Genomic DNA, 16,836 nt, shown 5'->3' with positions numbered 1-16,836 from the left:
CGTGAGGGAAAGGTGAAAAGTACCCTGAGTAAGGGGGTGAAATAGTACCTGAAACCATACGCTTACAAGCGGTCGGAGCTCCTTTGTGGAGTAACGGCGTGCCTTTTGCATAATGAGCCTACGAGTTAGTGTTGTTGGCAAGGTTAATACATTCAGTGTTGGAACCGAAGCGAAAGCGAGTCTTAACAGGGCGATCAGTCAGCAGTACTAGACGCGAAACTTTGTGATCTACCCATGACCAGGGTGAAGTGTAGGTAACACTACATGGAGGCCCGAACCAGTTGACGTTGAAAAGTCTTTGGATGAGTTGTGGGTAGGGGTGAAAGGCCAATCAAACTGAGAGATAGCTCGTACTCCCCGAAATGCTTTTAGGAGCAGCGTGGAAGTTAGTTTATCAGAGGTAGAGCTACCGATTGGACTAGGGGGAGTCAAATCCTACCAAATCCAGACGAACTCCGAATGCTGATAAATATATTCCGCAGTGAGGGCTTGGGTGCTAAGGTCCAAGTCCGAGAGGGAAAGAACCCAGACCTACAGCTAAGGTCCCTAAATTTGTACTAAGTTGAACTAAGGAGGTTCAGCTGCTTAGACAGCCAGGATGTTGGCTTGGAAGCAGCCATTCATTTAAAGAGTGCGTAACAGCTCACTGGTCGAGCGGCAGAGCATCGATAATAATCGGGCATCAAGTACAATACCGAAGCTTAGGATCATTTATGATGGTAGGGGAGCATTCTCTAAACAATGAAGGTGTGACGTGAGTCATGCTGGAGACTAGAGAAGAGCAAATGTAGGCATAAGTAACGATAAGGCAGGCGAGAAACCTGCCCACCGATAGACTAAGGTTTCCCCGGCAATGCTAATCAGCCGGGGGTTAGTCAGGACCTAAGGCAAACCCGAAAGGGGTAGTCGATGGACAATCAGTTAATATTCTGATACCACCTTTATTTTCGATGGGGTGACGGAGTAGTGAAAGTACCGCGTACTGACGGAATAGTACGTTGAAAGGTGTAGGTATAGGATGTGTAGGTAAATCCGCACGTCTTGCTGAACCCGATAGTACCACAAATCTTCGGATGCGTGGATAGTGTACCTAAGCAGACTTCCAAGAAAAACCTCTAAGGCTAGGATAAAGGTGCCTGTACCGCAAACCGACACAGGTAGTCAAGGAGAGAATCCTGAGGTGCTCGAGTGATTCATGGTTAAGGAACTAGGCAAAATAGCCCTGTAACTTCGGGAGAAGGGGCTCCTACTTCGGTAGGACGCAGTGAAAAGACCCAGGCGACTGTTTATCAAAAACACATGGCTGTGCGAACTTGAAAGAGGATGTATACGGCCTGACACCTGCCCGGTGCTGGAAGGTTAAGGGGGGATGTTATCTTCGGAGAAGCATTGAACTGAAGCCCCAGTAAACGGCGGCCGTAACTATAACGGTCCTAAGGTAGCGAAATTCCTTGTCGGGTAAGTTCCGACCTGCACGAATGGTGCAACGATCTGGGTACTGTCTCAACCATGAGCTCGGTGAAATTGTAGTTCCGGTGAAGATGCCGGATACCCGCAACGGGACGGAAAGACCCCGTGAACCTTTACTATAGCTTCACATTGGTATTGGGTAAATGATGTGTAGGATAGCTGGGAGACTCTGAAGCTGTGTCGTCAGGCATGGTGGAGTCGTTGGTGAAATACCAGCCTTTATTTATCTGATGCCTAACCCCGAAAGGGAGACAGTGTGTGGTGGGTAGTTTGACTGGGGTGGTCGCCTCCAAAAGAGTAACGGAGGCTTTCAAAGGTACCCTCAGCACGCTTGGTAACCGTGCGCAGAGTGCAATAGCATAAGGGTGCTTGACTGTGAGGCCTACAAGCCGAGCAGGTAGGAAACTAGGATATAGTGATCCGGCGGTTCTGTATGGAAGGGCCGTCGCTCAAAGGATAAAAGGTACTCCGGGGATAACAGGCTGATCTCCCCCAAGAGCTCATATCGACGGGGAGGTTTGGCACCTCGATGTCGGCTCGTCACATCCTGGGGCTGGAGAAGGTCCCAAGGGTTGGGCTGTTCGCCCATTAAAGTGGCACGCGAGCTGGGTTCAGAACGTCGTGAGACAGTTCGGTCCCTATCTGTTGTGGGCGTAAGAAATTTGAGTAGATCTGACTTTAGTACGAGAGGACCGAGTTGGACTAACCGCTGGTGTACCAGTTGTTCCGCCAGGAGCACTGCTGGGTAGCTACGTTGGGAAGGGATAAGCACTGAAAGCATCTAAGTGCGAAACCCACTACAAGATGAGATTTCTTTTAAGGGATGTTCTAGATTAGGACGTAGATAGGCTACAGGTGTAAAGGCAGTAATGTCAAAGCTGAGTAGTACTAATTACCCGTAAGCTTTTTTTGAAGCGTTTCGATAAACTTGCAATTTCTTATGTGAATCTTTCATTTATATGTCAAGACATTAAGTCCTGTCCAATTGGATATAGGCAAATTTTATGGTGATTATAGCGACGGGGTCCACCTCTTCCCATTCCGAACAGAGAAGTTAAGCCCGTCAGCGCTGATGGTACTGCCGTAACAGGTGGGAGAGTAAGTCGTTGCCAGTTTATTATAAAAGGGTATTGAAGTAATTCGATACCCTTTTTTTATTATTTATAAATGAATTAGGTGCCAAGGATTACTCAACGAGTAAGGTTATAAAAGGGATATTGCTTACACAATATCCCTTTTTTGTTAGTGCAAAAATTATCAATTTTAGTATCTACTCGTTTGCTTCGATTCTAGTTTTTGATTTGTATAACTTGCGCAGCAACTAATCGTACACAGTATTAAAATTATTTGCGTGTGAACTGGTGGATTTTCTCATTATTCTTAGCAGTCCCAATTATTGTCCATCTTTTTTCATTTAGAAGAGCTAAGAAATTCTATTTTTCTTCGATCAAATACATTTCCACTTTATCATCTAAAACGAGATCAAAATCGAAGCTCAAATATTTACTAATTCTCTCTAATCGTTTGTTGATTTTTGGTTTGTTAGTTTTTTCTATTTGGGCAATACTAACAGACGAGAAAGCTGATGCAACCGGACCGGCACTTGTCTATTTTGATAATTCAATGAGCTCCTCAATAAGTGATGGTGTGGTTATAGCAGAAAATACTCTAGAAAGGTTAATTGAAAATGACATAAAACCAATAGACTATTTTGATAATGTTGATCGGCTTAGAGTTGTTGAAAAAGCGGCACTGACAATCAAAAGCGGATCATCTTTAAAGGATATTAGGAGTATTCTGAATAGAATTGAAGAACAACATGTTAAAGAAAATTATTTAATCTCTGATTTTCAGGGGGCATCCATCGAAAGTATTGATTCCTGGTCTTTTGATTCAACAAAGAATTATCACTTTATTTTTTTAGACGACCTTAATCAAGTCCGAAATGTGGCAATAGATAGTCTATGGCTTCAGCCAAATCCGGATGATTTGTCTAAAATTTCAATTCACGTTGGTTTTTTGACTTTTAATATTTCATCTGGAAATGTTGTCATAAAACTTATGCAAGGCTCACGGCAAATTAGCTCTATCGTTAAGAGTATCTCTGATTTAGGTATTGTGGAGTTTGATGTTCCGATAGAGGCATATGGCTCATATTCACTTGAAATTGAAGGAGACGATGTGGTTTACGATAACACCTTTTATTTTGTCATTGAAGAGCGATCAAAGCCTACAATATCTATTTTAAATAACGGAAGTCGCGCAATTGAAGAAGTTTTCAGTAACGAACTGTTGTTTAATACGCAAATACTTGATATTCAAAACTTGGATTATGAGATGTTGGATCAGTCTGATCTGGTTGTATTAAATAGTCATGAAAACTTGCCCGCAAATCTGATAGGTCAATTCTCTGATAAGAAGTTTTTAATCTTTCCCTCAGACTCTGTAAATATTCTAACTTATAATGAACTAAGTAACTTAGTATTTACAAAATCTAATGGTGTATTCGAAATTGACTTAGAGACGGAGAATGAACTGTTAAAAGGAGTTTTTGAACGAAATGCGGATTTGGGAACAATGCCACGTTTGAGTCAAATTTTCACTGTTAGTGGAGCATTTGAGCCGATCATAAAATTCAGAAATGGAAACCCATTCCTTTTATCTACCGAGTCGGTTTACTTTTTTAATACTTCACTTGGTAGTAACTCAGGTTTTGAGTCCAATGCTCTTTTTTTACCTGTTTTGTATCAAATTGCTTTCTCCTCAGTTAGAGGTACTGATTTACCATATTATTATCCCGGAAACAGGATTGCCCTCAATGTTAAGTCTTTAGATAATCCAGCAAGACTTAAAAGGAAGGATTATGAGATAATACCTTCGTTCAACTCTAGTGCAAATAGTACAATCATCGAAATTCCATATGATATAGAGCCAGGCATTTATCACATCGTACAAGCTGGTGACACTCTACGCCAAATAGCGATTAACCTTCCAAAAGAAGAGTCTGAAATGCGATCCCCAAAACTAAATGAGCTAGAAGAAATTTTTTCTAAGCATAAGAATGTGCAGTTTTCGCAAGCTGTTTCGAATGATGAAAATGTTGTCTTTGGCTCAACTCAATCTGTAAGCTTATGGAAATATGCATTAATTTTGGCAGTGTTGATAATTCTAACCGAAACAATGCTGCATAGATATCTCCGATGAGCTTATTGCTGAAGAATGTACACGTTTTAGATCCTAATTCACCAGCTCACACCAAGCAAGCAGATATACTTATTGAAAGCGGCAAAATCACATCCTTGAAAGGAAAATCCGCTAAAAAAGTGATTGATCTTAAAGGTAAAATGGTTAGTTGTGGTTGGATGGATTTGAATGCACAATTCAGTGATCCGGGAAACGAGCATCGTGAGGACATATCCTCAGGTTCAGATTCAGCTCAAGCTGGTGGTTTTACAGATGTTTGTCTAACACCGGATACTAATCCTCCGATACAGACAAAAAGTGATGTTAATTACCTTATAAAAAAATCATCTGATTTTTTAGATATTCATCCTGTGGCAGCTATTAGTGAGTCTTTACGTGGAGAAAACCTTTCTGAAATGCTAGACCTCCATGATGCGGGAGCTGTGGGATTTTCAGATGGAGATAACCCTGTTTGGAATACAGAATTGCTCTTAAAAGCTCTTCAATACACGAATGACATTGGAGTGCCGATTATTCAAAATGCAAGAGATATAAACATCTCATCTAAGACTCACATGCATGAGGGCAGAGTAAGTACTCATTTAGGTTTAAGAGGTGAGCCGACTCTTTCAGAAGAGCTAACAATTCAAAGAGACATTGAAATACTAAAGTATAGTGGAGGACGCTTACACTTCACAAAAGTGACATCAGCAAAAGGTGTTGATTTGATAAAAAAGGCAAAAAAAGCTGGTTTAGCGATTACATGTGATGTTGGTATTCATCATTTGATTTTTACTGAAGACTCTTTGGTTGATTTTGACACTAATCTAAAATCTTTACCTCCTTTCCGAACAGAGGCTGACAGAAAGGCTTTGATAAAAGGAGTGAAGGAAGGTACAATTGATGCGATTTGTTCTAATCACAGGCCTTACGATCAAGAATGCAAGCAGTTAGAATTTGACCTGGCAGATCCAGGAAGTATTTCTTTGCAAACTTTCTATCCCGTACTACTCAAACTTTCAAAGGAAATTCCAATGGAAACTTTAATTGAGCGGATTGTAAATGGTCCCAGAAAGGTGTTGGGATGGACCGAGGTGAAGATAGATGAAGGAGAAGAAGCAAAGCTGACCATATTCGATCCCAATACTAGCTGGATACTAAATGATCAGTCTAACATGTCAAAGTCCAGAAATTCTCCCTTTTGGAATCAGGAACTAACTGGCAAAGTCATTGGAACGATCAACCGAAAAAGTTATAATTTAAGAATAAAGTGATAAAATCAACTTTAAAATATTCCATCTTATGTGGAATATTCCTTATTGGATTATTTTTCATTTCCATCAACTTCGGCAGCAATCCGCTACTGGATATGCGTCATTTTTTCTTTGATTTAGGTGTCTTCTTCCTTTTTATTTATTTCAGCGGTAAAGAATTCAAAGACTACAGGAATGATGGATATTTCTACTTTTGGCAGGGAATTAGTGTTGGATTTATTGTTTTACTACCAGCGGTTTTAATATTCTCTATCGCCTTCTTTATTATTTTTGAAATGAACCCAGAATTGATTGAAGCTTACAAAGAAGGAGCAAGAGCTATGCTGATAGAGAAGAAGGATTTGTATCTTGAAAAGTTTTCTAAAGAGCAGTATTTGAAACAACTTGCCGCTGTGGATGATGAGACGACAACTCGGCTATTGTTTAGTACCTTTTGGAAGAAAATCATTGCTGGATTTCTTATTACGCCTGTAGTTGCCATAATTTTAAGAAAAAAACCTAAATAGCTTATGAATAATCACGCAATCAAATCAGGACTTATTACCGGTGTTATTTCCATTGTATTAAGTCTACTTATTTACATCGTAGATCCTACCATATTTGCCATTTGGTGGCTAATGCTTTTGTTGATGTTGGTTTATGTGGGGATTGTCACTTACTTTGGAATCCAGCACAGAAATCTTGAGGGTGGGTATCTTTCATTCGGGAAAGCATGGGTTTACTCCATGACAGCTTTAGTTACCTACAGTTTAGTAGGCATGGTATTTTCAATCTTACTTTTTACTGTAATAGATCCAGAACTCTCAGAAATAGTAACAGATGCTGTGGTGGAGAAATCGGAGGCTATGATGAGAAACTTTGGTATGCCAGAAGATCAAATGGATGAGGCATTGGAAAAAACAAGAACAGATACACTTGATAGGTTTACTGTCATGGGATCTTTGAAAGGTTTTGCATGGGGCTTAATTATAAACGCCATATTATCATTAATTTCAGGTGCTATAATTAAAAAGAAAGAACCTGAACTTGAAGGATAGAGAGTTATCGATAGTAGTACCAGTTTATAATGAGGAAGAATCCATTCCAGAGCTTTTGGAGTGGATTTTTCGCGTTGTAGATGCGAATGAGATATATACAGAGATTCTTATGGTTGATGATGGGAGTACTGATAAATCCTGGAGCATCATAAAAGAGTATGCCAGAAAGGATTCAAGGGTAATTGGACTAAAATTCAACAGGAATTATGGCAAATCTGCAGCGTTGCAGACAGGTTTCGATCATGCTAATGGGGAAGTGATAGTTACCATGGATGCTGATATGCAGGATAGTCCGGATGAAATTCCGGATTTGATACGCATGATTTCAGATTTAGATCTTCACATAGTTTCAGGCTGGAAGAAGAAACGACACGATCCTATTAGCAAAACTATTCCGTCTAAGCTGTTTAACTGGGTAACGCGTAAAGTATCCGGTATCAAACTTCATGACTTTAACTGCGGACTTAAAGCATACTCCAATGAAGTGGTGAAGAATATCAATGTGTATGGCGAAATGCATAGGTATATTCCTCTGATTGCTAAATGGAATGGGTATAACCGAATAGGCGAAAAAGTGGTAGAACATAGAGCTCGTAAATATGGAAGCACAAAGTATGGCTTTAAACGCTTTGTAACAGGCTTCCTTGATCTGCTATCAGTCACTTTTGTTTCTCGATTTAAGCAAAATCCAATGCACTTTTTTGGAGTTTTTGGTAGTCTTTCTTTCATCGGAGGTTTCCTCATTACTATTTGGATCATCGGTGAAAAGCTCTACCGACAATATCATCATATGGCCAGGCGTGATGTGGTTGATCAACCACTGTTTTTTCTTGCCCTGGTTGCATTAATCGTGGGTATGCAGCTATTTCTTGCAGGTTTCATAGCAGAAATGATGATTCAGGTTAATCAAAAAAAGAGTGACTATCTGATTTCTGAAAAAACGACTGATTAATCAGGCTTCATTATGGTGAAGTATTCCATCATTATTCCCGTTTATAACCGTGCAAACGAAGTGGAAGAATTGCTGGATAGTTTATCGAGACAAGCTTTTTCGGACTTTGAAGTGTTAATCATTGAGGATGGTTCGAATATGACTTGCAAGGCTGTTGTAACTAAATTCAGCTCAAAAATCAACGTAAAATATTTTTTCAAGGAGAACACTGGCCAAGGTTTCAGCAGAAACTATGGAGCCAAAGAAGCTAACGGACAATGGCTAATTTTCTTCGACTCAGATTGTGTGATTCCTCCAGAATACTTATCCAATTTGGATAATCTGGTAGCAGACAATCCTGAAACAAAAGCATACTGTGGTCCAGATGGTGCCGGGAAAGATTTCTCACTCTTACAGCGCGCCATTTCTTATTCTATGACATCATTTCTAACAACTGGAGGAATCAGGGGGAGTAAACTGAAAGTCGATCAGGAAGCACATCTTAGAAGCTATAACCTTGTTATTGAAAAAGGAGTATTTGATGAGCTTGGTGGTTTTAAAAAAACCAATATGGGAGAAGATATGGAGCTGAGCTATCGGTTTAGAAATGCTGGTTATAGGGCATTGATCAGTGATCAGCTATTAGTTTATCATAAGCGAAGAAACACTCTCTCTTCATTCTACAGGCAGATATTTTCGTTCGGAAGAACAAGGATTCAGCTAAAAGTAGATTATGGTATCCCTATCAAATTACCCCATATTTTTCCATCTCTATTCTCTGTGGGATTTTTGTCCGGAGTTTTAATGCTGGCATTTGATATCAAATATTCTCATCTAATAGTAGCAGCATATTTGGTTTACTTTCTCGCAATATTGATTCACTCTTCTATTAAAGAAAAAAGCATTCTTGTAGGTAGTTTGGCAGTCATCACAAGTTTCTATCAGCATTTAGCTTATGGACTAGGTTTTCTTAAGGAGGCTGTCACCTACAGAAAAAGTTGAGGCTCTATCTTTGAGCCATGCAAATTACACTGACGACACCAGCTTTATTGTTTCCAGCGATCTCTTTGTTGCTTTTAGCTTACACCAATAGATTCCTTGCGATCGCTACTCTTATTCGGCAACTACATAAGAGCTACTTAAACGATCCCAAAAGTGTCCTCGAAGGGCAACTAAAAAACCTAAGAAAACGGCTCTTTCTGATACGTGCGATGCAAATGTTTGGTGTGATGAGTTTGCTATTATGCGTTTTAGCAATGTTCTTCATTTATCTGAAAGTTGGTGAATGGGGCAGTGGGATTTTTGGAGTCTCACTGGTGCTTCTTTTGCTATCCTTGATCATTTCTGTGAGGGAAATTCAGCTTTCAACCAAGGCGCTTGATTTGGAGCTCAGTGATATGGAACTAGGCAGTAAGTTGAAGTTCTAAAACAAAAGCGCTCCCACGAATATTCGCGAGAGGCTTCTGCTTATCCACCAAAAAGACTCAACTACTTATGAAATTTTAATCCATCCATTTCATTGGATGCTTGTCATTGTACATTTTCATCACCTTTGTGAGTGTGAGGCCTTGATAAAGCACCGAGCAAACAACTACGACATAGGTCATGGTAATGATGATTTCCTGGCCCGGAAAATTTGTAAGGGATAGAGATACGGCAACTGGTAGTCCTCCTCTAAGTGCTCCCCATGACAGCACCGGAATGGTGCCATCATCAAAGGAGCGACTCATCGACATCAACCTGATGGGTATGAATACACTTACCCACCTAGCGAATAACGCAAAGTTCACTGCGAAAAAACCAAGTGCGAAGTAGTCTAGTCGAAGAGGAATAACCAACATTTCGAAACCAATTAAAACAAATAGCATTGCCGCCAGGGTTTCCTCGAGAAGTTGCCAAAACCTATAAACGTAACCACCTACTGCATTTTCACCTTTTTCATTTCTACCAAAATTTCCAAGAATAAGACCGGTTGTAGCGGCTACCATCATAGAGGATACAGAGATGAGATCAGCTGCGTAGGATCCTCCCATTACCAAAGCCAGGGTGACTAGCACTTCTACTTCAACTTTATCATTGTCGACGAATTTTAGAACGGAGTATCCTATCCAACCAAAGAAAAGGCCGGCGATAAGTCCACCCCCCAGGTCTCTTATCAAGACCCAAGCTGCGCCTGTAAAATTAAGTGAACCCATGGCGGCCTCTTCTTTGTAGATATTTACTAATACGAGTGCAAGCACAATGGCAATTCCGCCATTTAGAAGCGCTTCACCAGATATTTTCGTTTCCAATTCGTTGGACATTTTAAATCTCTGGATGGTTTTTGTGATTGCTACTGGATCTGTGGAGGAGATGAGTGCTCCAAATACCAGAGAAGCAATATAACTGAGCGTGATACCGAGAATGCCAGCCGTGAAATAGATTAGTGTGGCTATTACAAAAGTTGAAATTAATACCCCAAAGAATGATAGAACCAACACCGGAACTAGCTGATTTCCCAGTTTCCGGAAATCAACATTCAATGCGCCAGCAAAAAGCATGACACTTAAAACAAACCGGTAAAGTACTTCAGCAAAATCATACTTCTTCACTTGTTCAGCGAGATGAAATTCGGGAAATAGCAATCCAAAAATGAAAACCAGCAGAGATAGAGCAAGTGCTAAAATTGTCAGTCCAATAGAGGATGGGAGTTTTAGGTAGAAGGTATTAATGAAAATAAAAACCCCAGAGAATAAGATAAGTACAGCAATGATGTCGAAGATGCTCATAACTAGTGGATTTGAGATATCAAATGTATGAGCAGGCCATCTTAATTGCCATCTGAAAATAATTGTATAATCTTCTCAGAAGATACCTGTAAGCACCTGTCCGTATTTTTACGGAGAGTTTAGATTAGGTTGAGATGCGCTGCTTTTTTGATAAGCTCAGCAGTATTTTGCACTTTAAGTTTTTTCATCATGTTTACTCTATGAGTTTCTACTGTTCTTGCACTGACAAAAAGCTGATCAGCTATAGCTTTCGTGGTTTGGCCTTCCGAAACCAGTGTTAGTACTTCTAACTCTCTATCAGAAAGTTTTTTATGTGATTCTCCCTCGATTGCCATGTTGCCAATCATTAACTGAGAGATTTCATTATTAAAATGTTTTTTACCATTAAAAACATTTTTTATCGCTGTGATTAGCTCGTTTTCATCTGCATTTTTAATCAGATATCCGTACGCGCCATTTCTAACAGCTTTTACCACATATTGTCCCTCAGCATGCATCGTAAGTACAATGAACTTTGTATCTGCATATTTTTCTCTGGCTTCTTCAATGACTTCCAGGCCATTCATTCCCGGCATGGTAATGTCAATCAGCACGATGTGCGGATTGGCAGATTCAAGAAGTTCAAACAGACCATCGGCTGAAGGTGCTTCCCCGACAATTTCCAAATCTTCATTTTTAGCAAGAAGGGAAATAATACCTTCTCTGAACAATTGGTGGTCATCTACGACTATTACTCTAATCTTACTCATTGCAATGGAATTTCTACTTCTATGGTTGTTCCTTTTTTACTAGTTCTAATATCTATGGTCCCGTTAGCTAGTTTCACTCGCTCTTTCATATTTCGAATGCCATTCCCACTTGGAGACTGCTCCATGTCAAAACCAACACCATTATCGGCTATAAAGAAGCCGACATGATCATCGAATTCACTCATTGAAACTTTCAGTTCAGTAGCCTTCGAATGTTTAATCGCATTATTGATAGACTCTTGTGCTATTCGATACAAAGCAATATGAATGTCATCATCAATATCTGATTCTGCTGGCATATCATTTTTATAGAGAATTCTTATCGAAAAATTCTCTTCTATTTGTTTTAATAAGTTACCAATAGCTTCACCAGCTCCAAAATCCACAAGAACATTTGGCATCAGATTGTTGCTCATCCTCCTTACTTCACCAATTGTTTCATCCAGTCTTTCAAGCAATAATTTTTTTGTATTACTATTTAGACCGGCTGCTTGTAAGTTCATTCTAAGCGTTGTTAATAAGGGGCCGAGCCCATCATGCATTTCTTTGGATAGCCTTGATCGCTCTTTTTCTTCACCATTCAATATGGATCGTTGATTTTCTTTTAGCAACAACTCTTCATTCTCTTTGAAGGCTCGTAGTTTTTCCTTCATCTGAATAAGTGCTGAACCCATTCTGTCCTCATTACTTAGTGGTATATATTCCGCATCGAAATTTCCAGAACCGATCTTATTCGCAAATACAGTTGTTTCACGCAATGCGCTGACCAATTTTTTCAATGCAATGAACATCCTTCCAATTTCGTCCTGTCTCTTGTCATTATAAGACACTGTATTCAATAGTCCTTTTGACATATCCATTAACGTTTTTTCCATGGTTAGAATAGGACTTACAATCATTTGTGAAAGGAAGTATGATACTAATAGGACAAATATTAAAATAATAATTAGTATATAGATGAGATTGGTGCGGAGCTGATTTAAAGGGAATAGTGCTTCCTGATGATTAATTTCACTTAGAATGACCCATTTTAAATCACCTATTTCAATTTTTTCAAAAGAACTAAATACTTCAGTACCACGGTAATCTATTATGAGGTCTTCACCTGGCTGATCTTTGAGTGCTCTTGTTACACCTTGAGTTTTGACCTCTATTTCTCTGGGGTTTTGTGTGAAAAATCTCGATTTTGTTCTCAATTTGTAGTCACTTCCTACAATGTACGATTCACCGGTTTGTCCCAGCCCCGTTCTTTCCAAAAGTATGTCTTGCACTTCTGGAACCTCGGCAATGGCAATCATGTATTTATCCTCTACTTTTGCTGCAAGGCAAATGGTGATTTCCCGGTTGATATTTATCGGGGTTATGTCCTTCATGATTACTTTATCATGAAGGTCTTCGGGAGTGATGTCTAAATTCAAACCCATGATTGTATCTGGGATTGACTCATATAACAGCAAGTGGCTAAACACTTCATTGGTTTCCTCTAATGCCTCTTTAGGACTGGTCAAGACATCTTGAAAAGCAGTCATTCGATCTGTTAGCTCATTTTTAATCTTAACGATTTTCAGTTGCTTAACCGAAGATAGTTGAAGCATCACACGTTCTCGAAGTGCCGTATCAAATTGTGTGTAGAATAGCGAGCTAAGCATAGCGATAAGCACCAATGAAAGTGCTACCATTAGCATAGCTAGCTTATTTCCAATATTTACGCGGCTTAGCATTTTGTAAAAGTATGGGGATATTTTTTTTCGTAAATCAGGAAAAATACGGATGAAGAAAATAGGAAAAGCCGGAATGCTCTGGCTTCAACTCATTTGCGATTGTAGGCAGCAAAGCTATTATATAGATGACTGAACCATAAATGGTGGTAATCATTGAAACTTTGAGACCTCCGGCAAGAATTGCTGGTGAAACAGATTCCATTTGTTGTATTGCTTCAAATGAGGAAAAAAGTCCAATAAGTTGTCCAAGAACACCTGTGATCAAGGGAGGATAAATGTGAATGCTGCTAATTTCATTTGATAACTGTTTGTCTTTCCTTGTTCACATTCAGACTCAACACATCAGGTCGCGAATAGTGCCCAGAAGGATCAAAATTTTGTCTTTCCTCTCTTACTTTTTGATGATCCAACTCTGCAAATATCAATTTCTCTTCTCCCGTTACCGGTTCAATCACCCAGCTGCCATCCGGTGCAGCTACACAGGAACCTCCATCAGCCAATGTATCGGATGTAGCCTTTCTCATTTCTTCAGCAAATGGGAAATTATCTGGAATATCATTAGGACTAAATAATCCGGAGACACCAACCACATAAGAACGAGACTCTTGCGCGATCATAGGTATGAGTTTCTCAGTATTTCTTTTGTTTCCGGGCCAAATGGAAATATGAAGGTCTTCACCTTGCGCGTACATGGCAGCTCTCGCCAACGGCATCCAGTTCTCCCAGCAGTTTAATCCCCCGACAGTAAATGGTGTCAATTTATGAGTGATGAGTCCATGTCCATCACCCGGACTCCATGATAGACGCTCCTCATAGGTAGGCATTAATTTGCGATGCACAGACTTTATTTCACCAGTCTGATCAATATATACCATGGAGCAATAGAGGCTGTGGCCTCCGCGATCCAATGGACGCTCAATCGTTCCGATGTAGATAGCTATATCCATTTGATCTGCCAGTTCACACAAATCGTTTAAATGCCGCTCTTCGATGCAAACAGCCTGATCCATATAGTGTGCATGTATCTTTTTCTGCACATTAGAATTGAACTCAGCTCCATTCATTCTGTCAAGCCAGAAGGGATAACCAGGTAAAAGTGCCTCACCAAAAACTATCAATCTTGCGTTGTTGTCAGCAGCTGTGGTCACGTAGCTCATTACTTTGTTTAGCGTCATATTCCTATTGAGCCATATAGGTGATATCTGAGCTAAAGCAATTTTGAGAACTTTATCCATGAATGTATTTTATATTCAATGTGAGGCACTAAAATAAATGGAATTATCTTGCATTGGTAACCACTGCCTGATGAGTGTTTTAAAAGAGGAGGAATTATCTAAAAAGCTTCAACTCTTTGAGTTGACATTGGCGCATGCCTGGGTTAGCTGGGACCAACCTGATGCTATATGTGTCAAAAAAACAATGGGAGAGGTCCTGTTGAACGAAGGCACCTACCGCTTAGAAGACTTTTTGGATGAGAAACAATTGCAAAGTGTACATACCTATTGGTCTCAAATCAATGAGGAGGTTTCCAAGATTTCTTTTTCTATTCACCTAAAAGGTGTCGTTTCCAATGTTCAGTGTTACTCATTCAAGACCGATAATGGGATAATGAGTCTATGGGTATGTTTACCAGAGAAGGACAACTCCATTTTTTATTTGCAGAATGCTGCGCATGATTTCAGGTCTCCATTAGGATCAATAATGGGTGTGGTTAACCTGATGCAGCACACCATCCAAAAAGAAGATCAACTGGACAAAGAGGAGATGAGTACGCTGCTTGATATGATTAAAATAAATGCAGATAAGGCATTAAACCTTTCAGGGGAAATCATGGAGTTGGCAGAAATTGAATCTCAGAGTTATGAGTTGAAAATGAAGGAGGTGAAGATGGAGGATTTTGTGAAAAATTACCTCGAAACCCATCGTCTCCTCACTCTAAAAAAGCGAATAAAAGTCCATTTTGAAAGTGATACTGACGCTACGGTTAGACTCAATGAATCCAAGCTGACCAGGGCCCTAGACAATGTTTTGAGTAATGCTGTGAAGTTTAGCAAGAGCGGATCAAATATCTACTTCAGGGTAGAGGAGAGTGATTCAGCAGTGAGCATTCATGTTATCGATGAAGGCATTGGGATGAGTAAGGAAATTTTGAAAAATGTATTTGTAAAGTTTGGATCAGCCAAACGAAACGGACTGGATGGTGAGCCATCGCACGGTCTTGGGATGTCCATTGTTCGTCAGATTATGAAGCTTCATGCTGGAGACGTGGAAGTAACTAGCAAAGAAGGAGAAGGAACACAGGTTTGTTTGATTTTTAATAAATGATATGAAGAAAATAATTATAGCGGATGACTCATTTTTTCAGCGGAAAACACTGCAGGATATCCTCAAGGATTTAGGACACGAGTCAGATGCTGTTCCTTCCGGTGAGGAGCTTTTAGAAAAGCTCAATGACTCGTACGACTGTATTTTTCTTGATTTATTAATGGGGGGAATGTCTGGAATCGAGGTTTTACAAGAACTAAGGAAACGTGAAAATAAGATTCCAGTAGTTGTAATAACAGCTGACATTCAAAAGGCTAGAAGAGAAGAGACGATGAGTCTGGGTGCAACAGCATTTATGAACAAAGTGGTTTCGAGAGACGAGCTGACTTCAATACTGAATAACATTTTTAAGTAAGCGATACGGATATGTTAAACGCAAAACAAGTAGATACAATTACAGAAATCATCAATATCGGAGTAGGTAAAGGATCCGCATCGCTTAGTCAGATGATTGACGGAGAAATTTTACTCAACGTTCCATATGTGAATGTGATCACATTCGATGATGTGCTTTCTGAAATCATGAAATTGGGAGGAGGGCAGAATGTTCACTCTGTTGAAATGAAATTCTCCGGAGAATATGAGGGAAGTGCTAATGTTATTCTTCCCGGTGATAGCGCTTCTCAGTTAGCTTCTTTATTGATTCATGAAGACCCTGAGTCAGCTGCCATACAAGAGATGAAGGATGGGCTCATGATTGAAGTAGGCAATATCATTTTAAATGCCATCATGGGTTCATTCGGGAATATACTTGATGCGCCTTTAGATTACCACATGCCTAAAAGTTATCAGGGAGATGTAGAAGGTATCTATGGGCAGCTTGATAAAGAGCGATATAACCAAGTTCTAGTGTGTCACACTAATTTTTCTATACGTGGAAAGAATATCAGCGGCGACATCTTAATAATGTATGAGATGGGCTCTTTTGATAAGCTTTCAGATGTGCTGAATAAAATGATTGAGAGTTAGTCTCTTACAATTTCAAAGGAGTGTGTTTGTTCAGCACTCAGAGATCCAGCAACAGAGCAATATTTAGTTGTTGCCAGATTAACAATTCTTTCAGCTTCTTCTTTTGTAAGGTCAGGAGAATGAATAACGTATTTGAGGTGGATTTTGGTAAAGCCTCTTGGATGCTCATCTCTTCGCTCACCACTGATCTCTGCCTTCAAGTCAACGAAGGTTTTCCTCCTTTTTTTGACCATAGAAACGATCTCCACAGCGGCACATGCACCAACAGCAGATAGTAGCATTTCGGTAGGGGATTGTGATTTCTTTTTATCAGCAGAACGCATGTCTACTTCTACATTGTTTCCATTTTCATTAGTGGAGGTGAACTCTTCATCCCCTTTATATTTTAAATCTATTTTCATTTTATTGT

General features: G+C 39.7%; 16 protein-coding genes and 2 rRNA genes (1 of these 18 only partly in view). 12 read left to right on the top strand and 6 right to left on the bottom strand.

Annotated features, from left to right (window positions below; translation table 11 throughout):
- From RIC88_RS06250 to RIC88_RS06210, 9 genes are all read left to right on the top strand, one after another.
- Positions 1–2,382 (top strand): 23S ribosomal RNA (locus RIC88_RS06250) (it extends 488 nt beyond the left edge of the window).
- A 91-nt stretch (positions 2,383–2,473) separates the two neighbouring features.
- Positions 2,474–2,585: ribosomal RNA gene (gene rrf, locus RIC88_RS06245) — 5S ribosomal RNA — on the top strand.
- A gap of 238 nt (positions 2,586–2,823) precedes the next feature.
- Positions 2,824–4,674, top strand: coding sequence for a BatA domain-containing protein (locus RIC88_RS06240; RefSeq protein ID WP_350216654.1), 1,851 nt, complete (start codon positions 2,824–2,826; stop codon positions 4,672–4,674).
- On the top strand, positions 4,671–5,927 hold the full coding sequence (locus tag RIC88_RS06235) for a dihydroorotase (protein WP_350216653.1): 1,257 nt from the start codon (positions 4,671–4,673) through the stop codon (positions 5,925–5,927). The genes RIC88_RS06240 and RIC88_RS06235 overlap by 4 nt, the downstream gene beginning before the upstream one ends.
- Complete coding sequence (locus tag RIC88_RS06230) at positions 5,924–6,433, top strand: DUF4199 domain-containing protein (protein WP_350216652.1); 510 nt, start codon at positions 5,924–5,926, stop codon at positions 6,431–6,433. The genes RIC88_RS06235 and RIC88_RS06230 overlap by 4 nt, the downstream gene beginning before the upstream one ends.
- A gap of 3 nt (positions 6,434–6,436) precedes the next feature.
- Positions 6,437–6,964 carry a DUF4199 domain-containing protein gene (locus tag RIC88_RS06225; protein WP_350216651.1) on the top strand — a complete coding sequence of 176 codons (528 nt, stop codon included), beginning with the start codon at positions 6,437–6,439 and terminating at the stop codon, positions 6,962–6,964.
- Complete coding sequence (locus RIC88_RS06220; RefSeq protein WP_350216650.1) at positions 6,954–7,916, top strand: glycosyltransferase family 2 protein; 963 nt, start codon at positions 6,954–6,956, stop codon at positions 7,914–7,916. The genes RIC88_RS06225 and RIC88_RS06220 overlap by 11 nt, the downstream gene beginning before the upstream one ends.
- Before the next feature lie 12 nt (positions 7,917–7,928).
- On the top strand, positions 7,929–8,897 hold the full coding sequence (locus tag RIC88_RS06215) for a glycosyltransferase family 2 protein (protein ID WP_350216649.1): 969 nt from the start codon (positions 7,929–7,931) through the stop codon (positions 8,895–8,897).
- 17 nt (positions 8,898–8,914) lie between these two features.
- Positions 8,915–9,322, top strand: a complete 408-nt coding sequence (locus RIC88_RS06210) for a DUF2721 domain-containing protein (RefSeq protein ID WP_350216648.1) — start codon at positions 8,915–8,917, stop codon at positions 9,320–9,322.
- 75 nt (positions 9,323–9,397) lie between these two features.
- On the opposite strand, the gene RIC88_RS06205 is transcribed toward RIC88_RS06210, so the two are convergent.
- The 5 genes from RIC88_RS06205 to RIC88_RS06185 all read right to left on the bottom strand — a co-directional run bounded on the left by RIC88_RS06205 (position 9,398) and on the right by RIC88_RS06185 (position 14,368).
- Positions 9,398–10,663, bottom strand: a complete 1,266-nt coding sequence (locus RIC88_RS06205; protein ID WP_350216647.1) for a cation:proton antiporter — start codon at positions 10,661–10,663, stop codon at positions 9,398–9,400.
- Positions 10,664–10,782: 119 nt separating this feature from the next.
- Positions 10,783–11,412, bottom strand: a complete 630-nt coding sequence (locus RIC88_RS06200) for a response regulator (RefSeq protein WP_350216646.1) — start codon at positions 11,410–11,412, stop codon at positions 10,783–10,785.
- Complete coding sequence (locus RIC88_RS06195; protein ID WP_350216645.1) at positions 11,409–13,133, bottom strand: sensor histidine kinase; 1,725 nt, start codon at positions 13,131–13,133, stop codon at positions 11,409–11,411. Before RIC88_RS06195 ends, RIC88_RS06200 begins: the two co-directional genes overlap by 4 nt.
- A gap of 34 nt (positions 13,134–13,167) precedes the next feature.
- Complete coding sequence (locus RIC88_RS06190; protein WP_350216827.1) at positions 13,168–13,416, bottom strand: MotA/TolQ/ExbB proton channel family protein; 249 nt, start codon at positions 13,414–13,416, stop codon at positions 13,168–13,170.
- A gap of 10 nt (positions 13,417–13,426) precedes the next feature.
- Complete coding sequence (locus RIC88_RS06185; protein WP_350216644.1) at positions 13,427–14,368, bottom strand: carbon-nitrogen hydrolase family protein; 942 nt, start codon at positions 14,366–14,368, stop codon at positions 13,427–13,429.
- A 70-nt stretch (positions 14,369–14,438) separates the two neighbouring features.
- Here RIC88_RS06185 and RIC88_RS06180 point away from each other — a divergent pair, with 70 nt between their 5' ends.
- The 3 genes from RIC88_RS06180 to RIC88_RS06170 are packed head-to-tail and all read left to right on the top strand — an operon-like array spanning position 14,439 to position 16,427.
- The gene (locus RIC88_RS06180; RefSeq protein ID WP_350216643.1) at positions 14,439–15,458 is read left to right on the top strand and encodes a sensor histidine kinase; all 1,020 of its coding nucleotides are present in this window, start codon (positions 14,439–14,441) and stop codon (positions 15,456–15,458) included.
- 1 nt (position 15,459) lies between these two features.
- Positions 15,460–15,813: a response regulator gene (locus tag RIC88_RS06175; RefSeq protein ID WP_350216642.1), complete on the top strand. Its 354-nt coding sequence runs from the start codon at positions 15,460–15,462 to the stop codon at positions 15,811–15,813.
- Between the two features lie 11 nt (positions 15,814–15,824).
- A complete protein-coding gene (locus tag RIC88_RS06170; protein WP_350216641.1) occupies positions 15,825–16,427 on the top strand; it encodes a chemotaxis protein CheX in 603 nt (200 codons plus the stop codon).
- Here the strand turns inward: RIC88_RS06170 and RIC88_RS06165 are convergent.
- Entirely contained in the window at positions 16,424–16,828 is a 405-nt protein-coding gene (locus RIC88_RS06165) for an OsmC family protein (RefSeq protein WP_350216640.1), read from the bottom strand. The genes RIC88_RS06170 and RIC88_RS06165 overlap by 4 nt on opposite strands.
- Positions 16,829–16,836 lie beyond the last annotated feature (8 nt).

Origin of the sequence: Ekhidna sp. (assembly GCF_040220215.1) — a bacterium.
Classification (GTDB): domain Bacteria; phylum Bacteroidota; class Bacteroidia; order Cytophagales; family Cyclobacteriaceae; genus Ekhidna.
Note: the sequence above shows the minus strand (reverse complement) of the source record. Positions and strands in the feature narration are given on the sequence as shown.